Raw genomic sequence first — 20525 nt, 5'->3', positions numbered from 1 at the left:
TCTTGCCTGGACACTTTCTCGTTTGAATTAGTAAGGTCGTCATCCCGCTGAACTCAGCCTTCGGAGAAGGTCCATCAACCAGCGGATGCCGGTGTCACCCTGCCTGGTTCTGTTAAACTGCACGAATTCCTTTAGCGCAGGCATTTCGAAAGGAAGCTCCTGCATCGCTAGGGGTAGCTGCTCGACGAAAGTCCTCGCCAGGCGGCTCTGTAGGACCGACACTCGAGAAGTGCCGATCAGCATCATTGGAGCGGAGGTGAACTGAGTGGTGGTAACCTCGATCCTTCGCTGGTCGGCGAACCGGCGCATATGGTCTTCGGCAAAGGAGAGAGCCCGATCCATGCCGATCCTGACGGCCACCTGACCGAGATCGAGAAAAGCCTCGAGCGTCAGCGGCTGGTTCAAGGCCGGGTTGCCGTTCCAGCCGATCACGACATGGCGTTCCTCAAACAGAAGTTCGGCCGAAGCACCTGTGGGTAGGTAGATTTCTGGGCCGATGACGAGGTCTACTTCACCGCGATCGAGCTTGTCCTGGATTCCCGGGCCTGTCGGGTAGACGTCGATCTGAATGTGCGGAGCGCAACTCTGCATCGCGCGGAGGGCAGGACTGAGCAGTACGGTTGTAATATAGTCCGAAGTGCCGATCCGGAACCGCCGGCGGGAGGTTGTGGGGTCGAAGACGTTCGACGTACCGATGAAGACCGTCGCGTCTTCCATGAGCTGTCTAGCGAGCGGCTGAAGCTCCTCGGCCAGCGGGGTTGGAACCATCGTCCGGCCAAGTGGCACCAACAGATCGTCGGCAAAATAGACACGCAGTCGCGCCAAGGCGGCGCTCAACGCAGGTTGGCTTAGGTGCAGACGTTCGGCCGCGCGGGACACGCTACGGGCTTCGAGAAGCGCATCAAGCGCGACCACTAGATTTAGGTCGAGGCCCTTGAACCGCATTCTTGAAAATCCTCATCGAAGACGGACGGGCACAGTATAAGCGAAGCTGATACCAAGGCATCAGTATAATCAACTTCTCGGAGTTCCTGTCGACAGATAGGATGGCTGAGGAGGAGATTGGCGACATGGGTGGCAGGCTTCGAAGGGCGCGCGCGTGATGCGGGTCTTGGTCATTGGCGGGGGCATCGGCGGGCTAACGTCTGCGATCGCGCTTCGGCAAAAAGGCTTCGCGGTTGACGTGATCGAGCGTGACCCGAACTGGTCCGTTTACGGCGTTGGGATCATCCAACAGGCTAATGTCATTCGCGCTATGGCGGAACTGGGCATCCTCGATGATTACCTCGACGCGGCCTGCGCGTTCGACCGCGTCGACGTTTATATCCCTACCGGGCAGAAGGTAGCCTCGGTCCCCACGCCCAAGCTGATCGATGGCTATCCGGCAAACGTCGGGATTGGCCGACCTGCGCTCCACAAGGTGTTGGGCGATCGGACCCGTGCGGCGGGGGCGAGCGTCCGGCTGGGTGTCACCGCGACCGAGTGGCACGACGACGGGGAAGGGGTGGACGTCACCTTCTCCGATGGGATGACGGAGCGCTACGATCTCGTGATCGGGGCCGACGGACTATATTCGCAGGTACGTCAAAGCATTATGCCCGACGCCGCAGATCCGCGCTTTGTCGGCCAGGGCGTATGGCGCTACAACTTCCCGCTGTCGGGTGACGTCGGCAGCATGTCCGTCTTCGAAGGGCCTACGGGGCTAGGCCTGGTCCCAACGTCGCCGACCCAGATGTACATGTTCGTGACGACGCCGGAGCCGGGTTGCCCTCGCTATCCACGCGAAGGGCTGGCCAAGGTGATGCGCGACAAGCTTCGCGGCGTACCGGCCCCGCAGATCCAGGAACTCGCCGGCGAGATCACCGACGATGACGGCGTGGTCTACAAGCCACTCGAAGTGATCTTCGTCGCTGGCCCGTGGCATCGTGGTCGCGTGGTGCTGATTGGGGACGCCGTGCACGCCACGACCCCGCATCTCGGCCAGGGCGCAGGAATGGCGGTCGAGGACAGCCTGGTGCTGGCCGACGAGCTTGCCAAGGGCGGCGCCATCGAGGCCGCGCTGACCGCATTTCACCACCGGCGCTTCGAGCGCTGCCGTTACATCGTCGAGGCGTCGGTCAGGATCTGCGAGGCGCAGCTTTCTGGCACCCGAGTCGATCAGGCAACCGCGACCAAGGACATGTTTGAAGTCGTGTCCCAACCCATCTGAATATCCCGGAGGTACTGAAATGGCTCGAGTGAACGACATCCGCTATGTCGGATATGGTGTTCCAGATTTCGCCGCGGAGCGGGATTTCTATCGTGACGTCTGGGGCCTGCGCGAGGTCGGCGAGCAGGACGAAATGGCCTATTTCGCCTGTCACGGTAATGACGAGCATCACGTCGTGCGGTTGCGCCCCGCCGAGGATCGCCGGATCGATGTCATCGCGCTGGCGGCTACCGACCGCGCAGACGTCGATCAGCTTCATGAGCAGGTCGTCGCCGCCGGATGCCGCATGATCTTCGGCCCGTGCGAGCTCCAATCTGTAGGCGGCGGCTATGGTTTTCGCTTCTTCTCGCCAGATGGACTGCCGTTCGAAGTCTCCAGCGACGTCAAGCGAGGTCAGGCCCGCGAGATGGTCCGCTGGGAAGCGGTGCCGCAGAAGATCAGCCACATCGTCCTGCACTCGCCCAACCACAAGGCGATGGTTGCCTTCTTCGTCGACGTGCTCGGCTTCAAGGTGTCGGACTGGCTGGGCGATTTTATGTGCTTCCTGCGCTGCAACAGTGCGCATCACCGGCTGGCAATCCTGCCTGGGCCGCCCTGCCTCAACCATGTCGCTTACGACATGCTGTCGCTTGACGACATGATGGCTGGGATCTCGCGCCTCAAGAAGCATGGCACCGACCTTCGCTGGGGACCGGGGCGTCATACAGCAGGCAACAACACCTTCAGCTATTTCACAACGCCGAATGGGTTTGCCGTCGAGTATTCGTCTGAGCTCGACGAGGTCGATTTCGACACGCACGAGGACAAGGTGCATCCGCCGGGACCGGGCGTGATGGATCAGTGGGGCGTTGGCGTCGGCGGGCCGCAGACGATGCCGCATCCTGAAGCAGACGCAGGCCTGTTCCAGCCGGCAAGCGCCTGATCCATGGCGCTCTTCGATCCCTTTCCCAATTACATCTGGAATCTAAGCGTCGCGATCGCCCTCGAAAGCGGAGGTCGCATTGGCGAGATTGTCGACATGTGTCAGCCGATCCGCGATGCCGCCACTAACGGCGGGGATGCCGGAACGCCGGCGTTCATGCGCGAGTGGGTCAAGATGGCCGACAAGCTGGTCGACCTCGCCGGAGAGGATGAGGAGCTCGGCCGGGCCTACTCCGCCGGCGAGAAACTCAAGCGCGCTTCGCTCTATTATGGCGTCGCCGAGCGGATGCAGGCGCATGGCTCGCCGGGGCGCGAGGCCACCTACGCAAAGGCGCTCGACAGTTTCGCCAAGGGGACGAACCAAAGCGGTGACGATGTCGTCCGCGTGACCATCCCCTATGAAGGCACCGAACTGTCGGCCTATCTGACACGGGCCAAGGGTGTCGATGGGCCGGCCCCGCTGGTGATCTATTGCAACGGCCTCGATAGCACCAAGGAGCTGCTGTATTTCTCCTGGCTTCCGGCGGCGCTGGCGAAGCGGGGTATCGCGACTCTCTGCGTCGATCAGCCGGGTACCGGCGAAGCGATCCGGCTGCACAATCTAGCCGTCACGCCTGAAGCCGAGAAATGGGCTTCGAAGTGGGTCGATTGGGCCGAGACACAGCCCTTCGTCGACGCATCCCGGCTGGGAATGACCGGTATCTCACTTGGCGGCTATTTCGCGCCGCGCGCGGTCGCGTTCGAGCCGCGCTTTGCCGCCGGAGCGGTGTGGGGCGCGAACCACAATTGGGCCGAGGTGCAGCAGAAACGTCTTCGCCGAGAGGGCGAGAACCCCGTTCCGCATTATTGGGCCCACGTACACTGGGTTTTCGGCGCGGAAAGCATGGACGACTTTCTCGAGAAATCGCAGGGCATGACGCTCGACGGTGTGCTCGACCGGATCAAGGTGCCGTTCCTTGTCACGCACGGTGAAAAGGATCGCCAGATCGACCTTGGCTATGCCCACCAGAGCTTCGATCAGCTGACCTCCAGCCCCGCTCGCCAGCTCAAGATCTTCACCGCGCGTGAGGGCGGGGTTGAGCATGTCGGTGCCGACAACATGAGCTTCGGGCGCGACTACATCGCCGACTGGTTCGCCGAAAAACTGGGCGGACGCACCGCATGAACCGCCACGTCATTATCCTTCGCGAGACGATGGTCAGCATCGTCATCAACATGGCCATCACGGCCGGCTTCTTCTTCGCGCTGTTCGGCCTGAGTGGTCCGATCGACGGCGCGGCATACGGGAAGGACTTCCTGCCGCAGTCGTTCATGGTGGCCTTGATGGGAGCGCTGATCCCCGGTCTGCTGGTGCGGCGCGGCAGCGCAGCGCGCATCCCGCCGGTGGTCGTTCGAGCCGTGCTGCTCGCTCTTGGAGCGCTGTTGATCGGCTTCGTTTGCTGGTGGCTGTTCGCCCGGGTCGGCAGCCTCCAGCCAGTGCCCGCACTGGTCATCAAGCTGGTCTACGCCGCCATCCTGTCGATGATCGTCACGCCCATCTCGGTCGGAGCAACCTTGGCTGCAATGGGGACAGTGACCGCCGGAGCGCGTTCGTGAGCCGGCGCTTCGTCGATCTGTCGATCACTCTCGACAATGAGACGATCACCGACCCGCCGTTCATGCGGCCCAGGATCACCTACCAAACCCATCTCGAAACCGTTGCCGACATGCAGCATTTCTTCCCGGGCCTTACCGCCGAGCAATTGCCCGGGGGGATGGGCTTCGGTGCGGCGGAGAATGTGACGCTGACAACGCACAACGGCACGCACCTCGATGCTCCGTGGCATTACCATCCGACCATGGATGGCGGGAAGCGGGCGATCACGATTGACGAGGTGCCACTGGACTGGTGCTTTCGGCCGGGCGTGAAATTGGACTTCCGCCAGTTCGAGAACGGTTATGTGGCGACCGCTGGGGATGTTGAGGCGGAGCTCGAACGCATCGGCTACGAGTTGCGCCCGCTCGACATCGTGCTCGTCAACACCCGCGCGGGCGCAGCACTCGGCGATCCCGAATTTGTCCACATCGGCTGTGGCATGGGCTATGAGGCGACGATGTACCTGACGACCCGTGGCGTGCGGGTCACGGGCACCGACGCTTGGAGCTGGGACGCACCGTTCAGCTACACCGCCAAGAGGGTTGCCGAAACTGGCGACACGTCGCTCATATGGGAAGGCCACAAGGCCGGACGCGACATCGGTTATTGTCACCTTGAGAAGTTGCACAATCTCGAAGCGCTTCCCGCTCACGGCTTCACCGTAAGCTGTTTTCCGCACAAGATCCGCGGCGCTTCGGCGGGCTGGACTCGAGCGGTGGCAATCATCGACGACGAGACGGAGAGCCAAGCGGCATGATGTTCGCCACACAGGATGACGGCAGCCGTGACGGCCGACTGGTGATCGTTTCCAAGGATCACGAGCGTTTTCTGCCGGGGCCGGTTGCGACGCTTCAGCAGCTGCTGGAGGAGTGGCATTCACACGTCGATGCGCTGAGTGGTGCAGCTGCGGCGCTTGACGAGGGTGCGGGCGAAAAGCTTGACATCGCAGCGCTGCTCGCACCTTTGCCCCGCTCGTGGCAGTGGCTCGACGGGTCGGCCTTCACCAGTCACGGCGCGCTGATGCAGCGGGCGTTCAAGATGCCGCCGATCGAGAGTGATCTGCCGCTGATGTATCAGGGCCTTTCCCACACCTTTCTTTCTGCTTGCGCAGACGTTCGCTTGCCGTCGGAAGCGCATGGCATCGACTTCGAGGGTGAGTTCGGCGTCATCACCGACGACGTTCCCATGGGTGTCACGGCCGAAGCGGCGATGGATCACATCCGGTTGGTGGTGCAGATCAACGACTGGTCTCTGCGCACCTTTGCCGCGAGTGAGATGAAGACGGGCTTCGGCTGGATTCAGGCCAAGCCGGCGTGCAGCGTCGCTCCCGTCGCAGTGACGCCGGACGAGCTTGGTGCTGCGTGGCGCAAGGGACGGGTGTGCCTGCCGCTGCACGTGCATTGGAACGGCGAGGACTTTGGCCGTCCGAATGGGAGCGAGATGGCGTTCGGATTTCACGAGCTGCTCGCGCATGCGGCGCTGACGCGGTCCCTGCCGGCCGGAACCATCATCGGCTCCGGCACGGTGTCGAACGACGATTATGCGACGCATGGTTCAACCTGTGTGTCGGAGCGCCGTGGAATCGAGATGATCGAACAGGGCGCGCCTAAGACTGACTTCCTGCGCTTTGGCGACCGGATCCAGATGGAAGCCGTCGGGCCCGACGGCCAGCCGCTATTCGGAACCCTCGATCAGCTGGTGGTTCAGGCCTGAGACGCGCGCTCCACGCGGGGCAGCCTAAGGAACAGGACGATCGCGACGACCAGGCCGCCGACCGTGACGAGCAGGGGCGTGCGGTAACCTCCGGTAGCATCGGCCAGCGCGCCGACCCACAGCGGCCCCAGGCCTGCCATGAGCATGAACCCTGCATACTGTATCGCATAAAGCCGGCCATAGTTGGCGAGCCTGAAGTAACGCGCCGTGAGATATCCGATAAGGTCGGCCTCCGCGCCCATTGCCGAGCCGAGCGCGATTGCCCCCAGCCAGGCAAGTGCGGCGCCTTTCCAGGCAAGCGCGAGGCAGCCAATTGCGCACAGGACGCACGACGCCGCCGCAATGAATGGGGCCGAGATGCGGTCTGCCAGCCAGCCCACCAGTATGCGGCTGACGATCACCGAGGCGCCGATGATCGATGCCAGCCCGGCTGCCTGAGCGGCACCGAGCCCTGCTTCGCGGAGCATGGGGACGAAGTGCGGGAGCAGGCCGGCGAAGGCGAGGGCCATCATGCCGAACGACAGAAGCAGCAGCCGGAAGGTAGGCGAGCGCAGTTCCTCGGCCGACGAGGCGGAGTCCAATCGCCGTGTTTCATTGCGGCCGCTTGGCAGCGCCGCTGCGGGAATGACACCGAAGGCGGCAATGGCGGCAAGTGCGAGATAGCCGGCTTGCCAGCCATAGCCGATGATGACGGCCGCGACGACGGGCGGGACGATCATCGCGGCGAGACCGATACCAAGCTGCGTCAAGCCGAGGGCCAGCCCGCGCGACCGGACGAAGACGGCATTGACCGCGCGGGTATGCGCGACGGGACTGGATGCGGCGGCGATGAAGCCGATGCCCGTCATCACCAGCATGTAGGCTGCGACCGAGTGAACCGCCGTTCCAAGCAGAGCGAAGCCAAGCGCCAATCCAAGTGCGCCGCCTATCGCTGGCCAGCGAGGGCCGAAGCGGTCGATCAGCCAGCCGACTAGCGGCAGCGCCAGCGCCAGCGCCACGGTGGAAAGAAAGAACGCGGCGCCAAGAGCGGTTCGGCTGAGCCCGATGCCGACCGCCAGATCCTTGGCGAAGACACCTGCCGTGTAGGTGAGGAGACCGGCGATGCCGAGCCCGACGCCGGACGACGCGGCCAGCACTACTGGCCAGCCGCGCTGAAATTCCGACCCGTCAGTACTCAAAGATGAAATCCGACGCGGATGCCGTACGTCCGCGGAGGACGCAGCGTTAGCAACGTCGCGTTTATGATTGGTCTGGTCAGACCGCCGGCATAGACGGTGCTGTCCTCGATGTTGTTGACGAAGGCACCGACCGACCAACGATTGCCCGGCGCCGAGAAGTTCAGATAAGCGTCCGAAGTTCGCGATCCGCCGCGCTTCTGGTAATCCAGATAGTCGAGGTTGAGCCAGGCCGAGCTTTCAAGACGACTGCGCGCACCCGCCACCAGCTCGTAATCGGAGCCGACTGAGAAGCGATGCTCATAGCTGAGGTTCGCCGTCCACTTGGGTGAGTAGACGCTGGGCTTGCCCGAGCAATCGACGATGAACAGCCGGATCGGGGGCGTCGCGGTCCGCGTATCATTGGTGACTGCGCAAGACGTGATCAACGGCGAGCCGTTGGTAGAAATCGCGTTGTAGACGAGGCTCTGGTACCTGGAATTGAGGTACTGCACCGTTGCGCCGAATGTATCGCGCGGCGTAGCCCTCAGCAGCAGTTCGGCTTCGGCGCCGTACATCCGCGCCTTGCCAGCATTCACAGTAACACCTGCCTGGGCAAAATTGCCGGGCGTCGCTTCGATAGGTCCCACATAGCTGATCTGCTGGTCGCGGTAGTTCCAGTAAAAGGCCTCGAGGTTCACCTGAAGGCGATTGTCGAGGAAGCGGTTCTTGGCGCCCAAAGTGTAGGCGGTCAGCGTTTCGGGCTTGTAGGTGTTGCGGCCGGCCGATGGATAGAAGCCGCCCGCCTTGAAGCCGGTCGAAATATTTGCGTAGACCAGAGAACGCGGCGCCGCGTCCCACTCGAACCCGGCCTTGTAGGTGAACTTGCCGAAATCGAGGTCGCCGCTGATCGGGACGGACGGCGGATTGGGGACGAAGAAGCTGCTGTTGCGGGTGCTTCCCGTCAGCGTCTTGTTTTCCTTGGTGTAGCGGCCGCCGGCGACCAGGCGGAAGCTGTCCACCAGCGAATAGGTCAACTGCCCGAACACCGCCTTGCTGGTCGTCGTCAGCTTGGGCAGATATTCCGTGTTGGCGAGCAATCCCTGGTTGTAGTTGTTGTAACCGTCCTGCATTTCCCGGAACAGGAACGCGCCGACAACATAGCGGAGCCGCGTATCGTCTTTCGAGGACAGGCGGATTTCGCCCGAATATTGATCGTCATCTTCCCTCAAGCGTCCGGGGAACCCCGGAGCATAGGTTAGGATGTCCGGCTTGCTCTTGCGATAGGCGAGAATGGTCGTGAGGTTGGCGAAACCGAGGTCGTTGTCGGCCGTGGCGGAAACGCCCCAGAAGCTGCTGTCCTGAAAGCCGTCGTCGCGGGGCACCGTGACCACGTTGCGGATCGTGTTGACCGGCAGCGACGAAAATGGCGGCACGAACCGGAAGATGCTGAAGGTGCGATCCTGCAGGATCGTGGTGATGCGCGGGTCCGACGCACCGATCCGCTCGCTAGGCGACGGTGCGGTCGGCGTCTGCGGCGTCGGAACGAGCACCGCGCCGATTCCCTTGCCGCCCTGATGCACATAGTCCGCGCTCAGCAGCAGCGTGAAGCGATCGGTCGGCGTGAGCAGCAGCGAGCCCCGGATCGCCTGGATCTTCTCGTCGTCATAGCCATCGGACAGATAGCCCTTGCGGTCGACGACTTGCCCGGCGATGCGGATGGCAGCGATGCTGCCGAGCGGTGCGTTGATTGCTGCCTGAGCCTTGAAGGTGTCGTAGTTGCCATACTCGGCCACGGCATCGGCGCCGAACTTGTTTAGCTGCGGGCGCCGCGGAATGAGATTGATCGCGCCGCCCGTGGCGTTGCGACCATAGAGTGTTCCCTGCGGGCCCTTCAGCACTTCGACGCGGTCGAGATCGAAGAACGTACCTGAGGGTGCTGTCGGGCGCGCAAAGAACACGCCGCCGACCGAGAAAGCGACCGCATTTTCTTGGAAGGAGTTGATCGCCGTTGCGCCAACGCCGCGAATGAAGAAGCTCGACGAGATGCCAACCGGCTGGACGGTGAGCGCCGGGACAAGCTTGGTCAGCTGAGTAGGATCGCTGACACCCGCGTTGATCAGCGTGTCGCTGCTCACCGCCGTCACCGCGATGGCCGCGCGTTGCAAGGATTCCGAGCGCCGCTGCGCGGTTACGACGATGTCGGTGAGACCCTGGGTCTCCTGCTCCGGCGTCGACGCGTCGCTCCCGGCGGCTGGTGCCGCTGGCTGAGCGGGATTTGCGTCGGCGGCTTGCGATTGCGCATTGGCACTCGTGCCCGCCACGATTGCTGACAGGGCGACGCCTAACAAGGCTGGCTTTCGCATGTGGTTCTCCTCCCCCAAACTGATGTGGGGCGAGCGTAGAGCGGCCAAGTCATAATAGAAAATCGATATGGTTGATGCTGAAGCATCAGCAACAGTGATAGCCGAGTAGGCTAAGCCTCTGATCGTGTCAGTCCGAGCAGGCTCGCCGCGTTTGATCCCAATATCTTCGCCTGGTCATCCTCGGACAATTGCGCATGGAATCCCACCGGGTCAGGTTCGGCCATATCGAAGGGGTAGTCCGAACCGAGGCACAATCGGTCGGCGCCATGGGTCCGCACCAGACTCGCTAGCTGGTCGGGGTCGAACACCAACGTGTCAAAGTACAGCTGACGCAGGTAACTCGACGGCTCGTGAAGGCAGTGTTCAGAGCAGTCAGCGCGGGCGCGCCAGCCATGGTCCATCCGTCCCCAATACCCAGGCAGGTAGCCGCCGCCGTGCGCTACGCAGATCTTAAGACCGGGAAACCTGTCGAGCACGCCGCCGAAGATGAGATGCCCAACTGCAAGGGTTGATTCGAGTGGATTTCCGATCAGATTGTTGAAGTAATATTCGCTCATCCGCTGACCATGAGTGAAGCCCAGCGGATGTAGGAAGACGAGCAGTCCAAGTTCCTCTGCCGCCGCCCAGAAAGGCTTAAATCGCGGGTCGTGCAGATCGACGCCGTTGACGTTGGAGCTGATCTCGACCCCGCGCAGGTCGAGCTCGCGAACGCAGCGTCGTAGCTCGGTGACCGCCATCCCGACATCTTGCAGCGGAACCGTACCCATTCCGACGAAGCGGTCTGGATTACCAGCCACCGCCTCGGCAATGCCGTCGTTGACAGCCTGCGCAGCGGCCCGGCCGGTCTCCGGGTCGGCATGGTAGTGATATTGACCCGGGCTGGGCGAGAGCGCCTGAAGGTCGATCCCGAGCCGGTCCATGTCGGCGATGCGGGTATCGACGGTGTTTAGAGTTCTGCCCATGCTGGCGAACATGGCGCAATTTACTTCGCTGGTCTTTGCGCTGGTAAATTGGCTTATGGCAGCCGTGGACACAGTTCCTGCGGCCCGCACGATCGCGTCCGCGGCGGGGATACCGAGATGGCAATGGATGTCGACAACGAGGTGCTTGCCCCTTGCGGCGACGGGTACCAAGGCGCCAGAACCGCACGTGCTAATGGTCATTCTAGGGCGCACTCCCACGTAGTCAGAAAGGCGACGTGCTATAGCTCGGGGCCAGTTTTCGGTGGACCCTAGTCATTGCTCCAGTCGAAGCTAAGAGGTCCCTCCCGGAAAGCGAAGCGATCGATATGTCTTGCGAGTGCGCTCTTGAGACCTTCCAGCTGTTCCTTGGCGCTAGCATCAATCCTGCACTCGAGCGCGTCCGCTTGAGCCGTCATCGTCAAGGTTGCGTCCGCTGGCCACGCTGCCCCGCGGGCGTCCTTCGGGAATACGACCGTCCCTCGATCCAAGGTGTAGTCGACCGTGAGGTTGTGCGCCCAATGCTTGCAAAGTTGCTGGAGGTAGCGGCTGGCATTTGGCGTCGGCACGATCGCGGCGCTGCTCAGTGTCACTCAGTAGATCCTTTCGTCGGTCATGTTGAAACTCTCCCGAACATGATTGCCTCTGATCTTGATGAACGCCTGGAGGGTTAGATCAGTTCGGCAGCGGTAGCTTGTTCGACATGAGTAATCTCGGCATCTGATCAGGCCGTCGGCCGAACAGGGCTGACATCGCCGCCGATGAAGCACCCGACGTTGCAGGCTCGCCGCAGAGCCGGGGCGAAAGCGATTAGACCGAATTACCGCTGCCGTCGGTCAATCAGCTAGCAGTAATGCTAAAAACGGCCACATACGGTCGAAGGCAGGGGAGGACTGCTTAGCGCCCATCCCGGTCATTCCGAGCTACGCCGCCGGCATCACAAAGCGGACGTCTACAGCTAAGTAGCTAATGTCCGCTCTCGACCCAAAGCAGACAATTGGGCCCTAGGGTTAGGACACTACGTCCAATGCCAATCGATCAAATCGCTTGGTAGGAGCTGCAAATGCCTACAAATCGCGACAACGCCGCTGCCGACTTCCGGCGCGTGATGAAGCTCATCATAGTCTTCGGCATCATCTTCACGATGGGCGCTCTGGCCTACCTCGCAGCTACCGGCGAGCTTTATCTTCACATGGTCGTGGCTGTCATCGGCGGTGTCTTCATCTCGGTCCTGCTTGGTTGCGGGTTGTTCGCCGCAGCCTTTTTTAGTGACAAGAGCGGACACGATCAGAACGTCACGGACGCTACCAAGCAGCGCGACGAGTAGGTCCGCTTTCCACCCATTGCGGACATTTGGATAGCCGCCGAACCCCGTGCGATAAGGAGCGAATGACTGCGGAAGACCTCTTGAGCGGCCATCCAGAGGCGCTCGCTCTACACAAGAAGGTGGAAGCCGCCATCATGAGCATCGTACCGGCAAAAGTGGTGGTGTTGAAAAGCCAGGTCGGCTTCTACCGCCATCATCCCTTCGCTGCGACATGGAGGCCCGGCCAGTATCTCAGTGGCGAAACCGCTCCGCTCATCTTGAGTGTCTATCTCAGGCATCGAGACACCTCGTTGAGGTGGAAAGAGATCATTGAGCCTGGTCCAGGCCGTTTCACCCACCACCTGGAACTCCGCTTGCTTGCCGACATCGATTTGTTTGTCCGAGCGCGGCTCGCGGAGGCATGGAAGGAAGCGGCCTAGGTCCGCTTTTCACCCATTGCGGACAGTTGAGAGGCGGATGCCGCTAACTCCCCGGTCGAGCAATCCGCACTTGGGCGGCAATGGTGGTTAAGGCAGTGAGCAGCCCTCCCCAAAAGCCCCAGAGTATGTGGTCTGTGAGCACACCCAGAACGACGCCGATAATCATCATCACAAGAGGGAGCATCTTCATAGGGTTACAATCTTCATGAAGTGAGTTATTGAGGCAATACACTTGATTGTCAAACTCGCCCTCAGGCGCCTTTGTCGGGCGATTGTTTTAGCGCAGCGTATTCGCTCTCCGGCCGTTGGACGATCAGGTTCAACGTCCGCTTTTCACCCATTCCGGACATTCAGGCCAGACGCATGGAGCTCTCCCAGCACGCCCGTTCCACTAAGAGTAAGCGTACGGACCGCCTTGTATGAGGGCTGCCTGGTACGCTGGACGAGCGTGGATTCGGTCAAGCCAGGCAGCAAGGTGATCACGACCCTGGCGAGCGCCGGCGCGTGAGGCGGCAGCCTCAAGCGGGAAGCTCATCATGATGTCCGCGGCACTGATCTCGGTTCCCGCGAGCCAGGGTCTCTTGGTAAGCTCGCTCTCGACATAGTCGAGGTGCAAATCAATCATCGGCTGGAACCTGCGCTGGCTGGCTTTGCCAAAGAGTGGGATGCGGGCGAGCACCAGTTTGACCAGCAGGGGCGGCATCATCGAGCCTTCCGCGTAGTGAAGGAAGTGCCGGTAAAGTAGCGCACCTTCCCGCGAGGCCGGAGCCCCCAGGCGGCCGCCCGCCTTGGCAACCAGATATTCGATGATCGCGCCCGTCTCGGCCACGACCAAGCCTTCGTCTTCGATCACCGGCGACTTGCCGAGGGGATGAACCCGCCTGAGCTCCGTCGGAGCAAGCATGGTGCGCTTATCGCGCTCATACCGCTGCACGATGTAAGGGAGCTCAAGTTCTTCCAGCAGCCACAGCACTCGTTGCGAGCGGGAGTTCTCGAGATGATGAACGATGATAGGCACAGCGCCTCTCAGCACTGCCACTCACCGGGATCAAGCCCCGGACGGGCAGCCTAGCTGACAGCCGAGTGTCTGACTTGGGTGGAAAGCGGACCGTGGCTGGTCGAGGGCAGCTGGTTTCAAGTGCTCAGTCACTGGAGGATCATAAACTCCTCACCTGTCCGTCATGCCGAGGGACTCAATGAGGCGCATCGCAGTGATCCGGATAGCTGGAATGGACCATCGGAATGAAGATCACCCAAAACTATCTGCTAGCAGCGTATACCGTTCTTCTGGGAGCGCTCGCCTGCGTCGGCTGGCTGTTCATCGGCCAGAGCGACGACGCTCCAGGTGCTGGCATGATCGGCTTCGCAGCCCTGTTATCATCCTTCTTCGCGGCATACCGCATCGCTCGGATGGCGACAGCGAAGCGGCAGCTACAGCAAATTGGCGTGCTCCAGCTCAAGCCTTAAAGGTCTGCCTTGGGTGGTAAGCGGACATAAGCGGCTGCTCAATGCGGTACTTGGTTTGGTGGGCGTGGGGGTCGTCCAGCTCTAGCCGACATAATGGGCGCACATGCTTGGTGGCTCTCCAATCGAGGGGGTGTCTGGTAAGGTCGATCGAGCCTTGCGAGATTCGTTCTTCAGCTTGCTCAAGCTTAGGAGTCCTTCTCAAACCTAAGAGTGCGGCATCGACCGGGAGGGCGTCCCTCGAAACGCCGTTGGATTGAGCGCCCAAGGGAGTTGGTTCAATGCGTAGCTTCGAGAAGCAAGCCATAGCCTTGATCTTCATCGCATCGGTTGCAACTGCCTCACCGGCAATTGCACGACCGGTCGCTGGCGGCACCAGCTGCATCGGGTTTGGTGCCAGCTTTACTCAGGGTGCCGGCATCCTCGAGGCTCTCGCTATGCTTGGCGGAATGTTGTTCGGCACCGAGATCGCCGCCACTCACTGCGATCCCTCCTTCGAGTGAGGTGCAAACTTATCTGCAATGCTCGCGCCGGAGATCCTCCGGCCGCGCAGATATGTGTTCAATGCCACAACTCTGGCCTGCTGAGGATCTGGTTTGGGTCGATTCCCGACAGTAGCAACTTAGCTGAACAAACGTCCGATCACGGGTGGCGGCGAGACCAACGGGAGCGTCCGGTGAGGGCGCAACTTGGACCATTGTCGCCCTGGCACGGCTCGTGGCCGAATATGCGCCGAGGCTGAAACCCAACTCATGCAAATGATCGTGTCTGGCCCGAGGTGAGACTGCCCTGCCCTGGCGTCATGTTTGCGAAGAAGCTCAAGGGCGCCGTGCATCATTATGCGCGTCTGCGGGTTTGTCCCGTGAAATCGAAGGGTACAGCACTTGCTTCCAGATACGATCCGCATCGGAGAAGCCAAGGCGAGCAGGTTATTACTGGTTCGAGCGATTGAGACTGAGGACCGCGACGCCGTCCTGCTGACGGCGGACGACCGTCGCTATGCTTCCCATGCAGCCCAGTCTGAACTGCATGGTCGGCCAGGCACTCGGAACGGAGCCGCACGCTTCCTTTCCCGCCGGGCGGACATCGCGCTTGAACGGCTTGAAGGGCGTTTTCCGAGCCTGAACAAATATGTCACGGATATTCGCTGGCCTGTCTGGCTGAGCCTCGGAATACCCCTCGGAGCGCTGCTGCTTGGCCTGTCCACCGACGCTTTTGCCGGAAAGCGGCTCAACATCGTCGCCTTTCCTTTGCTTGGCCTGATCTCCTGGAATCTGGTGGTCTTCGCCGTCCTGCCTGTCCAATGGTTGGCCAAGGCGGTGCGACCGAAGAAGGAAGCGAAAGGATGGCTCGGCAATCTCATCCGTCGCATCACCCAGCCCAGAAGCGACCGCCTCGCCGGCCAACCGACCCTTGAGCGAGGACTGGTGCGCTTCGCCGGCGACTGGGCGGATGCGTCTGGCGAGGTGACCGACGCCCGCCTCCACCGAACTTTGCACCTTGGCGCCGCCCTGTTCGCCCTCGGGGTGATCGCCGCCATGCTTATCCGTGCGCGCTACATGGCCGAATATGAGGCCGGCTGGTCTGGGACCTGGGCCGGAGCCGAGCGGGAGATCGCGACCCTGCTTCGCGTGGTGCTCGGACCCGCCAGCCTGCTCACCGGGCTGCCACTTCCGACCGCCGAGCAATTGCTGCAGCTTCGCGGAGGCGGCCAGAACGCCGGCAATTGGCTCCTGCTGTGGGCGGTGACGGGGACCTTGTTTGTGATCCTGCCCCGGCTGCTGCTGGCGCTGCTGAGCGGCCTAAGGGCCGAGTTCCTCCGGCGCAGCTTGGCGATCCGGCAGGACTTCTATTTCCGGGGCCTGTTGCGGGATGCCCTGGGCGAGCCAGGCAAGGCGCGTGTCGTCGCCTATGGCGTCGATCTGACCGGCGAACGGCGCCAGCGCCTCGAGCGGATGCTGAGGGCCGTGCTGGGCGAGAAAGTCAGCCCGAGCTTCGACGTCCCGGTGGCCTACGGCAGCGAGGACGAGTGGCTATCAGACAACGCCGGCGCGCTGGCGGAAAGCGACTATCTCATCCTGTTGTTCAGCCTGTCCTCCACCCCCGAGGCCGAGAACCACGGCGCCTTCGCCAGCGCCATGCGCGAGCGGCTGGCGGGCGGACCGGCCAGCCTGATCGTCCTGCTCGAGGAACGCGCGCTGCGAGCCCGCCTCCAAGCGTCCGCCAGTACCGACCGCCGCATCGCCGAGCGCGTCCAGGCCTGGAACGCTGTCCTTGCAGGCGCGGGAGTCGAGCCGACCCTGGTCTCCCTGGACGGCGCGGGCGAGGACGAAGCGGCGCGGGCGCTGGAATGCGGCCTGCTTCGCACCCCAGCGGCGGTACGCTGACATGACCACCGTCAACCTCAGCCTGATCAGCCACACCAACGCCGGCAAGACGACGCTCGCCCGCACCGTCCTCCAGCAGGACGTCGGCGAAGTGCGCGACGCGGCGCATGTGACCCAGGTCGCGACCGGGTACCTCATGGTGCAGGCCGGCGACGACGCGCTGATGCTGTGGGACACGCCCGGCTTCGGCGACACGGCGCGGCTGGTGCGCCGCCTGCGGCTGGCGGGCAATCCGATCGGCTGGCTGCTGGGGCAGGTTTGGGACCGCTACCGCGACCGTCCATTGTGGTCGAGCCAGCAGGCGGTCCGCAACGCGCGCGACGAGGCGGATGTCATCCTCTACCTCGTCAATGCCAGCGAGGATCCGGTCGGCGCGGCCTATGTGCCCCTCGAAATGGAGGTGCTGTCCTTCATCGGCAAGCCAGTCGTGCTGCTCCTCAACCAAGCCGGTCCACCAAGTGCCGATGGCGTGAGCGAAGAGGAGCGCTGGAACCAGCATCTTGGGTCGGCCGGGTTGGTCCGCGGCAGCTTGACGCTGGACGCCTTCGCCCGCTGCTGGGTCCAAGAATTGACCCTCCTGCAGGTGGTCGAGCCACTTATTCCGGTCGAAAAGCAGGTTGCCATGCGGGCGCTGATCGAAGCCTGGGCGGAACGCAATCTCGAGCGCTTCAAGCGTTCGATGCAGACCCTTGCCGAGCAACTGGCCACCACCGTTGCCGACCGCGAGGAGATCGGCGATCGCAAGTGGCACGACCGAGTTACCGGGGCAGTCCTCAATCCGACCGGTGGCGAGATGTCGGCGGCCGGCAAGCGGGCCATCGGCAAGCTCGGCGAGCGGCTCGACAAACGCATCCGTGAAAGCACCGACGCGCTGATCCGGCTCCACGGCCTGTCGGGTGGCGCCAGCAACGAGATCCTCACTCGCCTGCGCAAGGATTACACCGAAAGCGCGCCGGCACGCGAAGGCATTTCGGCGATCCTCGGCGGCCTTGCCTCGGGCGCGGCAGGAGGGCTTGCCGCCGATCTCGCGGCGGGCGGTCTGACGCTCGGCGGCGGAATGCTGATCGGGAGCCTCCTCGGCGCGCTTGGTGCAGGAAGCGCAGCTCGCGGCTACAACATGGTTCGGGGCGAACAGACCAACGCTGCCCGGTGGTCCGAAGAAGCCTTCACTGGCTTCGTGCGCTCCGCTTTGCTTCGCTACCTGGCGATCGCGCATTACGGTCGTGGACGCGGGGACTGGGAAGAAGCCGAGCACCCGACCAGCTGGCAGGCTGCCGTGCAGGAGCGGGTGGACGACGAGCGAAATGCCATCCGCCAGATCTGGACCCGGGCCAAGGACATGCCACGCGAGGAGCTTGCCGCGTTGATCGAGCGCCTGCTCGGCCGCTGCTCCGAACGGCTGCTCGAATTACTCTACCCCGACGCAAGCGGATTGTTTGCCGGGGAATTTCATTCCTCCCCGAAGGACGCGCTCGCGCTCTAATTCGGCAGTCATAAATTATAGGCCTCCGCTTTTCCTACGATCCGTGTGCCGGTTCGATTGCGAGCATGGGCGTCATCGAGAAAGAAGCGTCCGCTTTCCAGTCCTTGGCACGTCGGCGGGAACGTCTGGTTTGGGTCGGGAGCAGACATTCGGCTCGGCTTGGGATGAGGAACCGGCGATCACGCGCGGAACGCGTGGCAGTCACCTCGCGTTTGCGCGTCGATGCACTCAATCAAACTGTCTTTCAGCCGATTGGCGTACGTGGGGATTGCGACACTCTGCGTGATTGCTCCGGTGCAAGGCGTCTCGGCAGTGTCGAGCGCAGCCAATCTGGAGAGCAGTGCCAGGAAATCAGCATTTCAGCCACATTTGAGAGGTCCCATCCAGCTTGTTGCCTCTCTTGGCACGGTAACGAGCATTGTAAGATCGGTAGATCATAACAGGCGGGTGGGTGGCGTTCCCAACAGCTACCACTTAGCTGGTTATGCATTTGATCTGCGTCGGAATGCCGGCGTCACTCACAAAGCAATTGAGGCAGCGCTTCGTCGTGCGGGTTACTCACCGCACGAGTCGTTGGACGAAAATGATCATAGCCACTTCGCGTTCTTGCCTGCGTCAAAATCCCAAGCGCTCAATCAGCCTGCGCCCTCAGATCCTCGGAGTTTGCCAAAGAAAGTAGCGGTGCCTGTTATCGCTGCTGACGAACACGGCGTGCTGTCCTTGGTGGCCGGAGAGCTTTTATCCTCGGGCAAACAGCAGTGAGCAGATCAAAGGTCGCTTTCTCGGAGCGCTTCTGAGGGATGCACAGAGGCGCTCTTGGGTTGACCTCGTCCGGCGTTCTCCGGGCGAACCCACATGCCTTCGTGGGCCGACTAAGTTCGTCCGAAGAAGCAATACGCATCCCACGGAGCGGTTGACCAAGGTTAAGGCGCGAGCAAGCTGCCACTACTATTTTGAAGATGCCGCGGGGGGAGCCGAGGTGACCGCTGTGAAGTGTTTGAACGAGACGCCAAAGGAGATCGCAGATCGAATGCGGGCGGTGGCAGCCGGTCTGACCAATCCTGCCGATGCCAAGGCCATTCGATTATATGCTGATTGGTTGGAAGCCCACCCGGACGCTCAGGAAGTAAGCGAGCTGGTCACGTGGCCAGAGCAAGATGGCGTCTAAATCTCGATTCGCGGCGACTTGGTGTGCTGTGACAAGCAGCAAAGATATTGATACTGATTGCACGCTCAGCGCTTAGATTTTGCTGATGCTTTATCTATCGCTGCGAGGAGGTCACCAAACGAACCTGACGAGGGAACCGGAAAGGCCCGCTTCAAGCCTTGGCTGACATTCTCATGCCTTTCAGAGGACCCGGGCGTACTCTCCCTTTGAACCCACGAGCGCTGTTCGGCTGACATTTCAGAAGACTAGCTGTCCGAAGCGTTCCCCGATAGCAGTTTGAGCAGCGGAAATCATTTCGTCACTAATGTTGGCTGGCGATGATCTTCCTGGAGCTCAGGTTATTTTCCGACCACCAATTCAGCGAGGCTCAACGCCGACCTACTGGGCGACTGGATTACAAAGTAGCGTGGAACAAGGGCATTAGACGAGAGCGGCAAGTGTCTGCTTAGGGTCGATTCCGGACCTCAGGTAGGCAGCTGAACGAGTGGCCGCTTCCCGGGCTTCGCCGCCAAGAGCGGACGGTCTCCTGATGGCAAATAGCCGACGCTCAGGGTGGCTAAAACTCGAACATCAGGGCGCGGTGGATAGCGAAAGGCCTGCTTTCGGGTGAGCGCAGGTGGATAGCTGACGTCCTCCATGCACACCGGACGCCGGCCTAGCGCCCTACTTGGACGAGTTTGCTGGTTTATCAGGGCTCGTTTGGCGGCCTGTGTCGTTAGCCGTACTGATCATGACCCGACATTCGGGTCGCATGACAGAAGGATTGCACGATATGCCTACGGGAACAGTCAAGTTCTTCAACGAGTCCAAAGGCTTTGGATTTATCCAGCCTGAGGATGGAGGAACGGACGCATTCGTTCACATTTCTGACGTCGAACGGTCCGGCATGAACACACTGCGCGAGAATGATCGCGTGTCGTACGATGTCGAGCAAGACCAGCGCGGAAAGATGAAGGCTACGAATCTTAAGTCGGCCTGACTCGCACTATATCAGTTCCGTGGAGACGCGCCCTGTGCGCGTCTCCTAGCGCCTCGCCTCTACATAGGCACTTAGCTGAGCGAAGGTCCGCTTCCAGGTAGAGGCGCCGTAGCTCGGAAGAACCGCAAAGGGCGCTGTGTCGATGTTGGCCTCGGCTGCTCAACGTCCGCTTTGAGTCGCAAACAGACGTCCGGCGCTGAGTGTCTGCTATGGGTGGAAAGCGGACGATGGCCGCTGATCCTCAGGGGGACTGGGCCTCGGCGTGATTGAGCCACCGATTTTCCACGGATCGGAACAAGTTTTTTGCAGCCGCTTGCATCGCTGCGTCTCTTTGGGGGCG

General features: G+C 61.8%; 20 protein-coding genes. 14 read left to right on the top strand and 6 right to left on the bottom strand.

Going from position 1 to position 20525, the window contains the following annotated elements:
• Positions 1-39: 39 nt before the first annotated feature.
• Positions 40-945 carry a LysR family transcriptional regulator gene (locus tag M1K48_RS07070; RefSeq protein ID WP_249505136.1) on the bottom strand — a complete coding sequence of 302 codons (906 nt, stop codon included), beginning with the start codon at positions 943-945 and terminating at the stop codon, positions 40-42.
• A 157-nt stretch (positions 946-1102) separates the two neighbouring features.
• Here M1K48_RS07070 and M1K48_RS07065 point away from each other — a divergent pair, with 157 nt between their 5' ends.
• The 6 genes from M1K48_RS07065 to M1K48_RS07040 are packed head-to-tail and all read left to right on the top strand — an operon-like array spanning position 1103 to position 6479.
• Positions 1103-2209 carry an FAD-dependent oxidoreductase gene (locus M1K48_RS07065; protein ID WP_249505135.1) on the top strand — a complete coding sequence of 369 codons (1107 nt, stop codon included), beginning with the start codon at positions 1103-1105 and terminating at the stop codon, positions 2207-2209.
• A 19-nt stretch (positions 2210-2228) separates the two neighbouring features.
• On the top strand, positions 2229-3131 hold the full coding sequence (locus M1K48_RS07060) for a VOC family protein (RefSeq protein ID WP_249505134.1): 903 nt from the start codon (positions 2229-2231) through the stop codon (positions 3129-3131).
• Positions 3132-3134: 3 nt separating this feature from the next.
• Positions 3135-4295: an alpha/beta hydrolase family protein gene (locus tag M1K48_RS07055; RefSeq protein ID WP_249505133.1), complete on the top strand. Its 1161-nt coding sequence runs from the start codon at positions 3135-3137 to the stop codon at positions 4293-4295.
• On the top strand, positions 4292-4726 hold the full coding sequence (locus M1K48_RS07050) for a hypothetical protein (protein WP_249505132.1): 435 nt from the start codon (positions 4292-4294) through the stop codon (positions 4724-4726). Before M1K48_RS07055 ends, M1K48_RS07050 begins: the two co-directional genes overlap by 4 nt.
• Positions 4723-5523, top strand: coding sequence for a cyclase family protein (locus tag M1K48_RS07045; protein WP_249505131.1), 801 nt, complete (start codon positions 4723-4725; stop codon positions 5521-5523). Before M1K48_RS07050 ends, M1K48_RS07045 begins: the two co-directional genes overlap by 4 nt.
• Entirely contained in the window at positions 5520-6479 is a 960-nt protein-coding gene (locus M1K48_RS07040; RefSeq protein ID WP_249505130.1) for a fumarylacetoacetate hydrolase family protein, read from the top strand. The genes M1K48_RS07045 and M1K48_RS07040 overlap by 4 nt, the downstream gene beginning before the upstream one ends.
• Here the strand turns inward: M1K48_RS07040 and M1K48_RS07035 are convergent.
• The 4 genes from M1K48_RS07035 to M1K48_RS07020 all read right to left on the bottom strand — a co-directional run bounded on the left by M1K48_RS07035 (position 6470) and on the right by M1K48_RS07020 (position 11551).
• The gene (locus M1K48_RS07035) at positions 6470-7657 is read right to left on the bottom strand and encodes an MFS transporter (RefSeq protein WP_249505129.1); all 1188 of its coding nucleotides are present in this window, start codon (positions 7655-7657) and stop codon (positions 6470-6472) included. The genes M1K48_RS07040 and M1K48_RS07035 overlap by 10 nt on opposite strands.
• Positions 7654-9999, bottom strand: coding sequence for a TonB-dependent receptor (locus M1K48_RS07030; RefSeq protein ID WP_249505128.1), 2346 nt, complete (start codon positions 9997-9999; stop codon positions 7654-7656). The genes M1K48_RS07035 and M1K48_RS07030 overlap by 4 nt, the downstream gene beginning before the upstream one ends.
• 110 nt (positions 10000-10109) lie before the next feature.
• Complete coding sequence (locus tag M1K48_RS07025; protein WP_249505127.1) at positions 10110-11162, bottom strand: amidohydrolase family protein; 1053 nt, start codon at positions 11160-11162, stop codon at positions 10110-10112.
• A gap of 68 nt (positions 11163-11230) precedes the next feature.
• Positions 11231-11551 (bottom strand): DUF2218 domain-containing protein, encoded by a 321-nt coding sequence (locus M1K48_RS07020; RefSeq protein ID WP_249505126.1) that lies wholly within the window; start codon positions 11549-11551, stop codon positions 11231-11233.
• Positions 11552-12021: 470 nt separating this feature from the next.
• Here M1K48_RS07020 and M1K48_RS07015 point away from each other — a divergent pair, with 470 nt between their 5' ends.
• Both M1K48_RS07015 and M1K48_RS07010 read left to right on the top strand, forming a co-directional pair.
• Positions 12022-12285, top strand: a complete 264-nt coding sequence (locus M1K48_RS07015) for a hypothetical protein (RefSeq protein WP_249505125.1) — start codon at positions 12022-12024, stop codon at positions 12283-12285.
• Positions 12286-12347: 62 nt separating this feature from the next.
• Positions 12348-12704 (top strand): DUF5655 domain-containing protein, encoded by a 357-nt coding sequence (locus M1K48_RS07010; protein ID WP_249505124.1) that lies wholly within the window; start codon positions 12348-12350, stop codon positions 12702-12704.
• 391 nt (positions 12705-13095) lie between these two features.
• Here M1K48_RS07010 and M1K48_RS07005 read toward each other — a convergent pair whose 3' ends face one another.
• Positions 13096-13722 (bottom strand): glutathione S-transferase family protein, encoded by a 627-nt coding sequence (locus M1K48_RS07005; protein ID WP_249505123.1) that lies wholly within the window; start codon positions 13720-13722, stop codon positions 13096-13098.
• Positions 13723-13946: 224 nt separating this feature from the next.
• Here M1K48_RS07005 and M1K48_RS07000 point away from each other — a divergent pair, with 224 nt between their 5' ends.
• The 6 genes from M1K48_RS07000 to M1K48_RS06980 all read left to right on the top strand — a co-directional run bounded on the left by M1K48_RS07000 (position 13947) and on the right by M1K48_RS06980 (position 20185).
• Positions 13947-14171, top strand: a complete 225-nt coding sequence (locus tag M1K48_RS07000; RefSeq protein ID WP_249505122.1) for a hypothetical protein — start codon at positions 13947-13949, stop codon at positions 14169-14171.
• Between the two features lie 278 nt (positions 14172-14449).
• Positions 14450-14671 (top strand): hypothetical protein, encoded by a 222-nt coding sequence (locus tag M1K48_RS06995; protein WP_249505121.1) that lies wholly within the window; start codon positions 14450-14452, stop codon positions 14669-14671.
• Between the two features lie 381 nt (positions 14672-15052).
• Positions 15053-16555, top strand: a complete 1503-nt coding sequence (locus tag M1K48_RS06990; protein WP_249505120.1) for a DUF2868 domain-containing protein — start codon at positions 15053-15055, stop codon at positions 16553-16555.
• A gap of 1 nt (position 16556) precedes the next feature.
• On the top strand, positions 16557-18038 hold the full coding sequence (locus M1K48_RS06985; RefSeq protein ID WP_249505119.1) for a DUF3482 domain-containing protein: 1482 nt from the start codon (positions 16557-16559) through the stop codon (positions 18036-18038).
• Between the two features lie 222 nt (positions 18039-18260).
• A complete protein-coding gene (locus M1K48_RS14410; protein ID WP_406697313.1) occupies positions 18261-18800 on the top strand; it encodes a D-Ala-D-Ala carboxypeptidase family metallohydrolase in 540 nt (179 codons plus the stop codon).
• A gap of 1178 nt (positions 18801-19978) precedes the next feature.
• Positions 19979-20185 (top strand): cold-shock protein, encoded by a 207-nt coding sequence (locus M1K48_RS06980; protein ID WP_249505210.1) that lies wholly within the window; start codon positions 19979-19981, stop codon positions 20183-20185.
• Positions 20186-20525: the final 340 nt, after the last annotated feature.

The sequence above is a fragment of the Sphingomonas glaciei genome, from assembly GCF_023380025.1.
Classification (GTDB): domain Bacteria; phylum Pseudomonadota; class Alphaproteobacteria; order Sphingomonadales; family Sphingomonadaceae; genus Sphingomicrobium; species Sphingomicrobium glaciei.
The sequence above is the reverse complement of the archived record's forward strand: the minus strand, read 5'-3'. Positions and strand labels throughout refer to the sequence as shown.

What these genes read in the sequence shown, in the direction of transcription:
- M1K48_RS07070 (WP_249505136.1), bottom strand. Translation starts at nt 945, where the DNA reads ATGCGGTTCAAGGGCCTCGACCTAAATCTAGTGGTCGCGCTTGATGCG.
- M1K48_RS07065 (WP_249505135.1), top strand. Translation starts at nt 1,103, where the DNA reads ATGCGGGTCTTGGTCATTGGCGGGGGCATCGGCGGGCTAACGTCTGCG.
- M1K48_RS07060 (WP_249505134.1), top strand. Translation starts at nt 2,229, where the DNA reads ATGGCTCGAGTGAACGACATCCGCTATGTCGGATATGGTGTTCCAGAT.
- M1K48_RS07055 (WP_249505133.1), top strand. Translation starts at nt 3,135, where the DNA reads ATGGCGCTCTTCGATCCCTTTCCCAATTACATCTGGAATCTAAGCGTC.
- M1K48_RS07050 (WP_249505132.1), top strand. Translation starts at nt 4,292, where the DNA reads ATGAACCGCCACGTCATTATCCTTCGCGAGACGATGGTCAGCATCGTC.
- M1K48_RS07040 (WP_249505130.1), top strand. Translation starts at nt 5,520, where the DNA reads ATGATGTTCGCCACACAGGATGACGGCAGCCGTGACGGCCGACTGGTG.
- M1K48_RS07030 (WP_249505128.1), bottom strand. Translation starts at nt 9,999, where the DNA reads ATGCGAAAGCCAGCCTTGTTAGGCGTCGCCCTGTCAGCAATCGTGGCG.
- M1K48_RS07025 (WP_249505127.1), bottom strand. Translation starts at nt 11,162, where the DNA reads ATGACCATTAGCACGTGCGGTTCTGGCGCCTTGGTACCCGTCGCCGCA.
- M1K48_RS07015 (WP_249505125.1), top strand. Translation starts at nt 12,022, where the DNA reads ATGCCTACAAATCGCGACAACGCCGCTGCCGACTTCCGGCGCGTGATG.
- M1K48_RS07010 (WP_249505124.1), top strand. Translation starts at nt 12,348, where the DNA reads ATGACTGCGGAAGACCTCTTGAGCGGCCATCCAGAGGCGCTCGCTCTA.
- M1K48_RS07000 (WP_249505122.1), top strand. Translation starts at nt 13,947, where the DNA reads ATGAAGATCACCCAAAACTATCTGCTAGCAGCGTATACCGTTCTTCTG.
- M1K48_RS06995 (WP_249505121.1), top strand. Translation starts at nt 14,450, where the DNA reads ATGCGTAGCTTCGAGAAGCAAGCCATAGCCTTGATCTTCATCGCATCG.
- M1K48_RS06985 (WP_249505119.1), top strand. Translation starts at nt 16,557, where the DNA reads ATGACCACCGTCAACCTCAGCCTGATCAGCCACACCAACGCCGGCAAG.
- M1K48_RS14410 (WP_406697313.1), top strand. Translation starts at nt 18,261, where the DNA reads ATGCACTCAATCAAACTGTCTTTCAGCCGATTGGCGTACGTGGGGATT.
- M1K48_RS06980 (WP_249505210.1), top strand. Translation starts at nt 19,979, where the DNA reads ATGCCTACGGGAACAGTCAAGTTCTTCAACGAGTCCAAAGGCTTTGGA.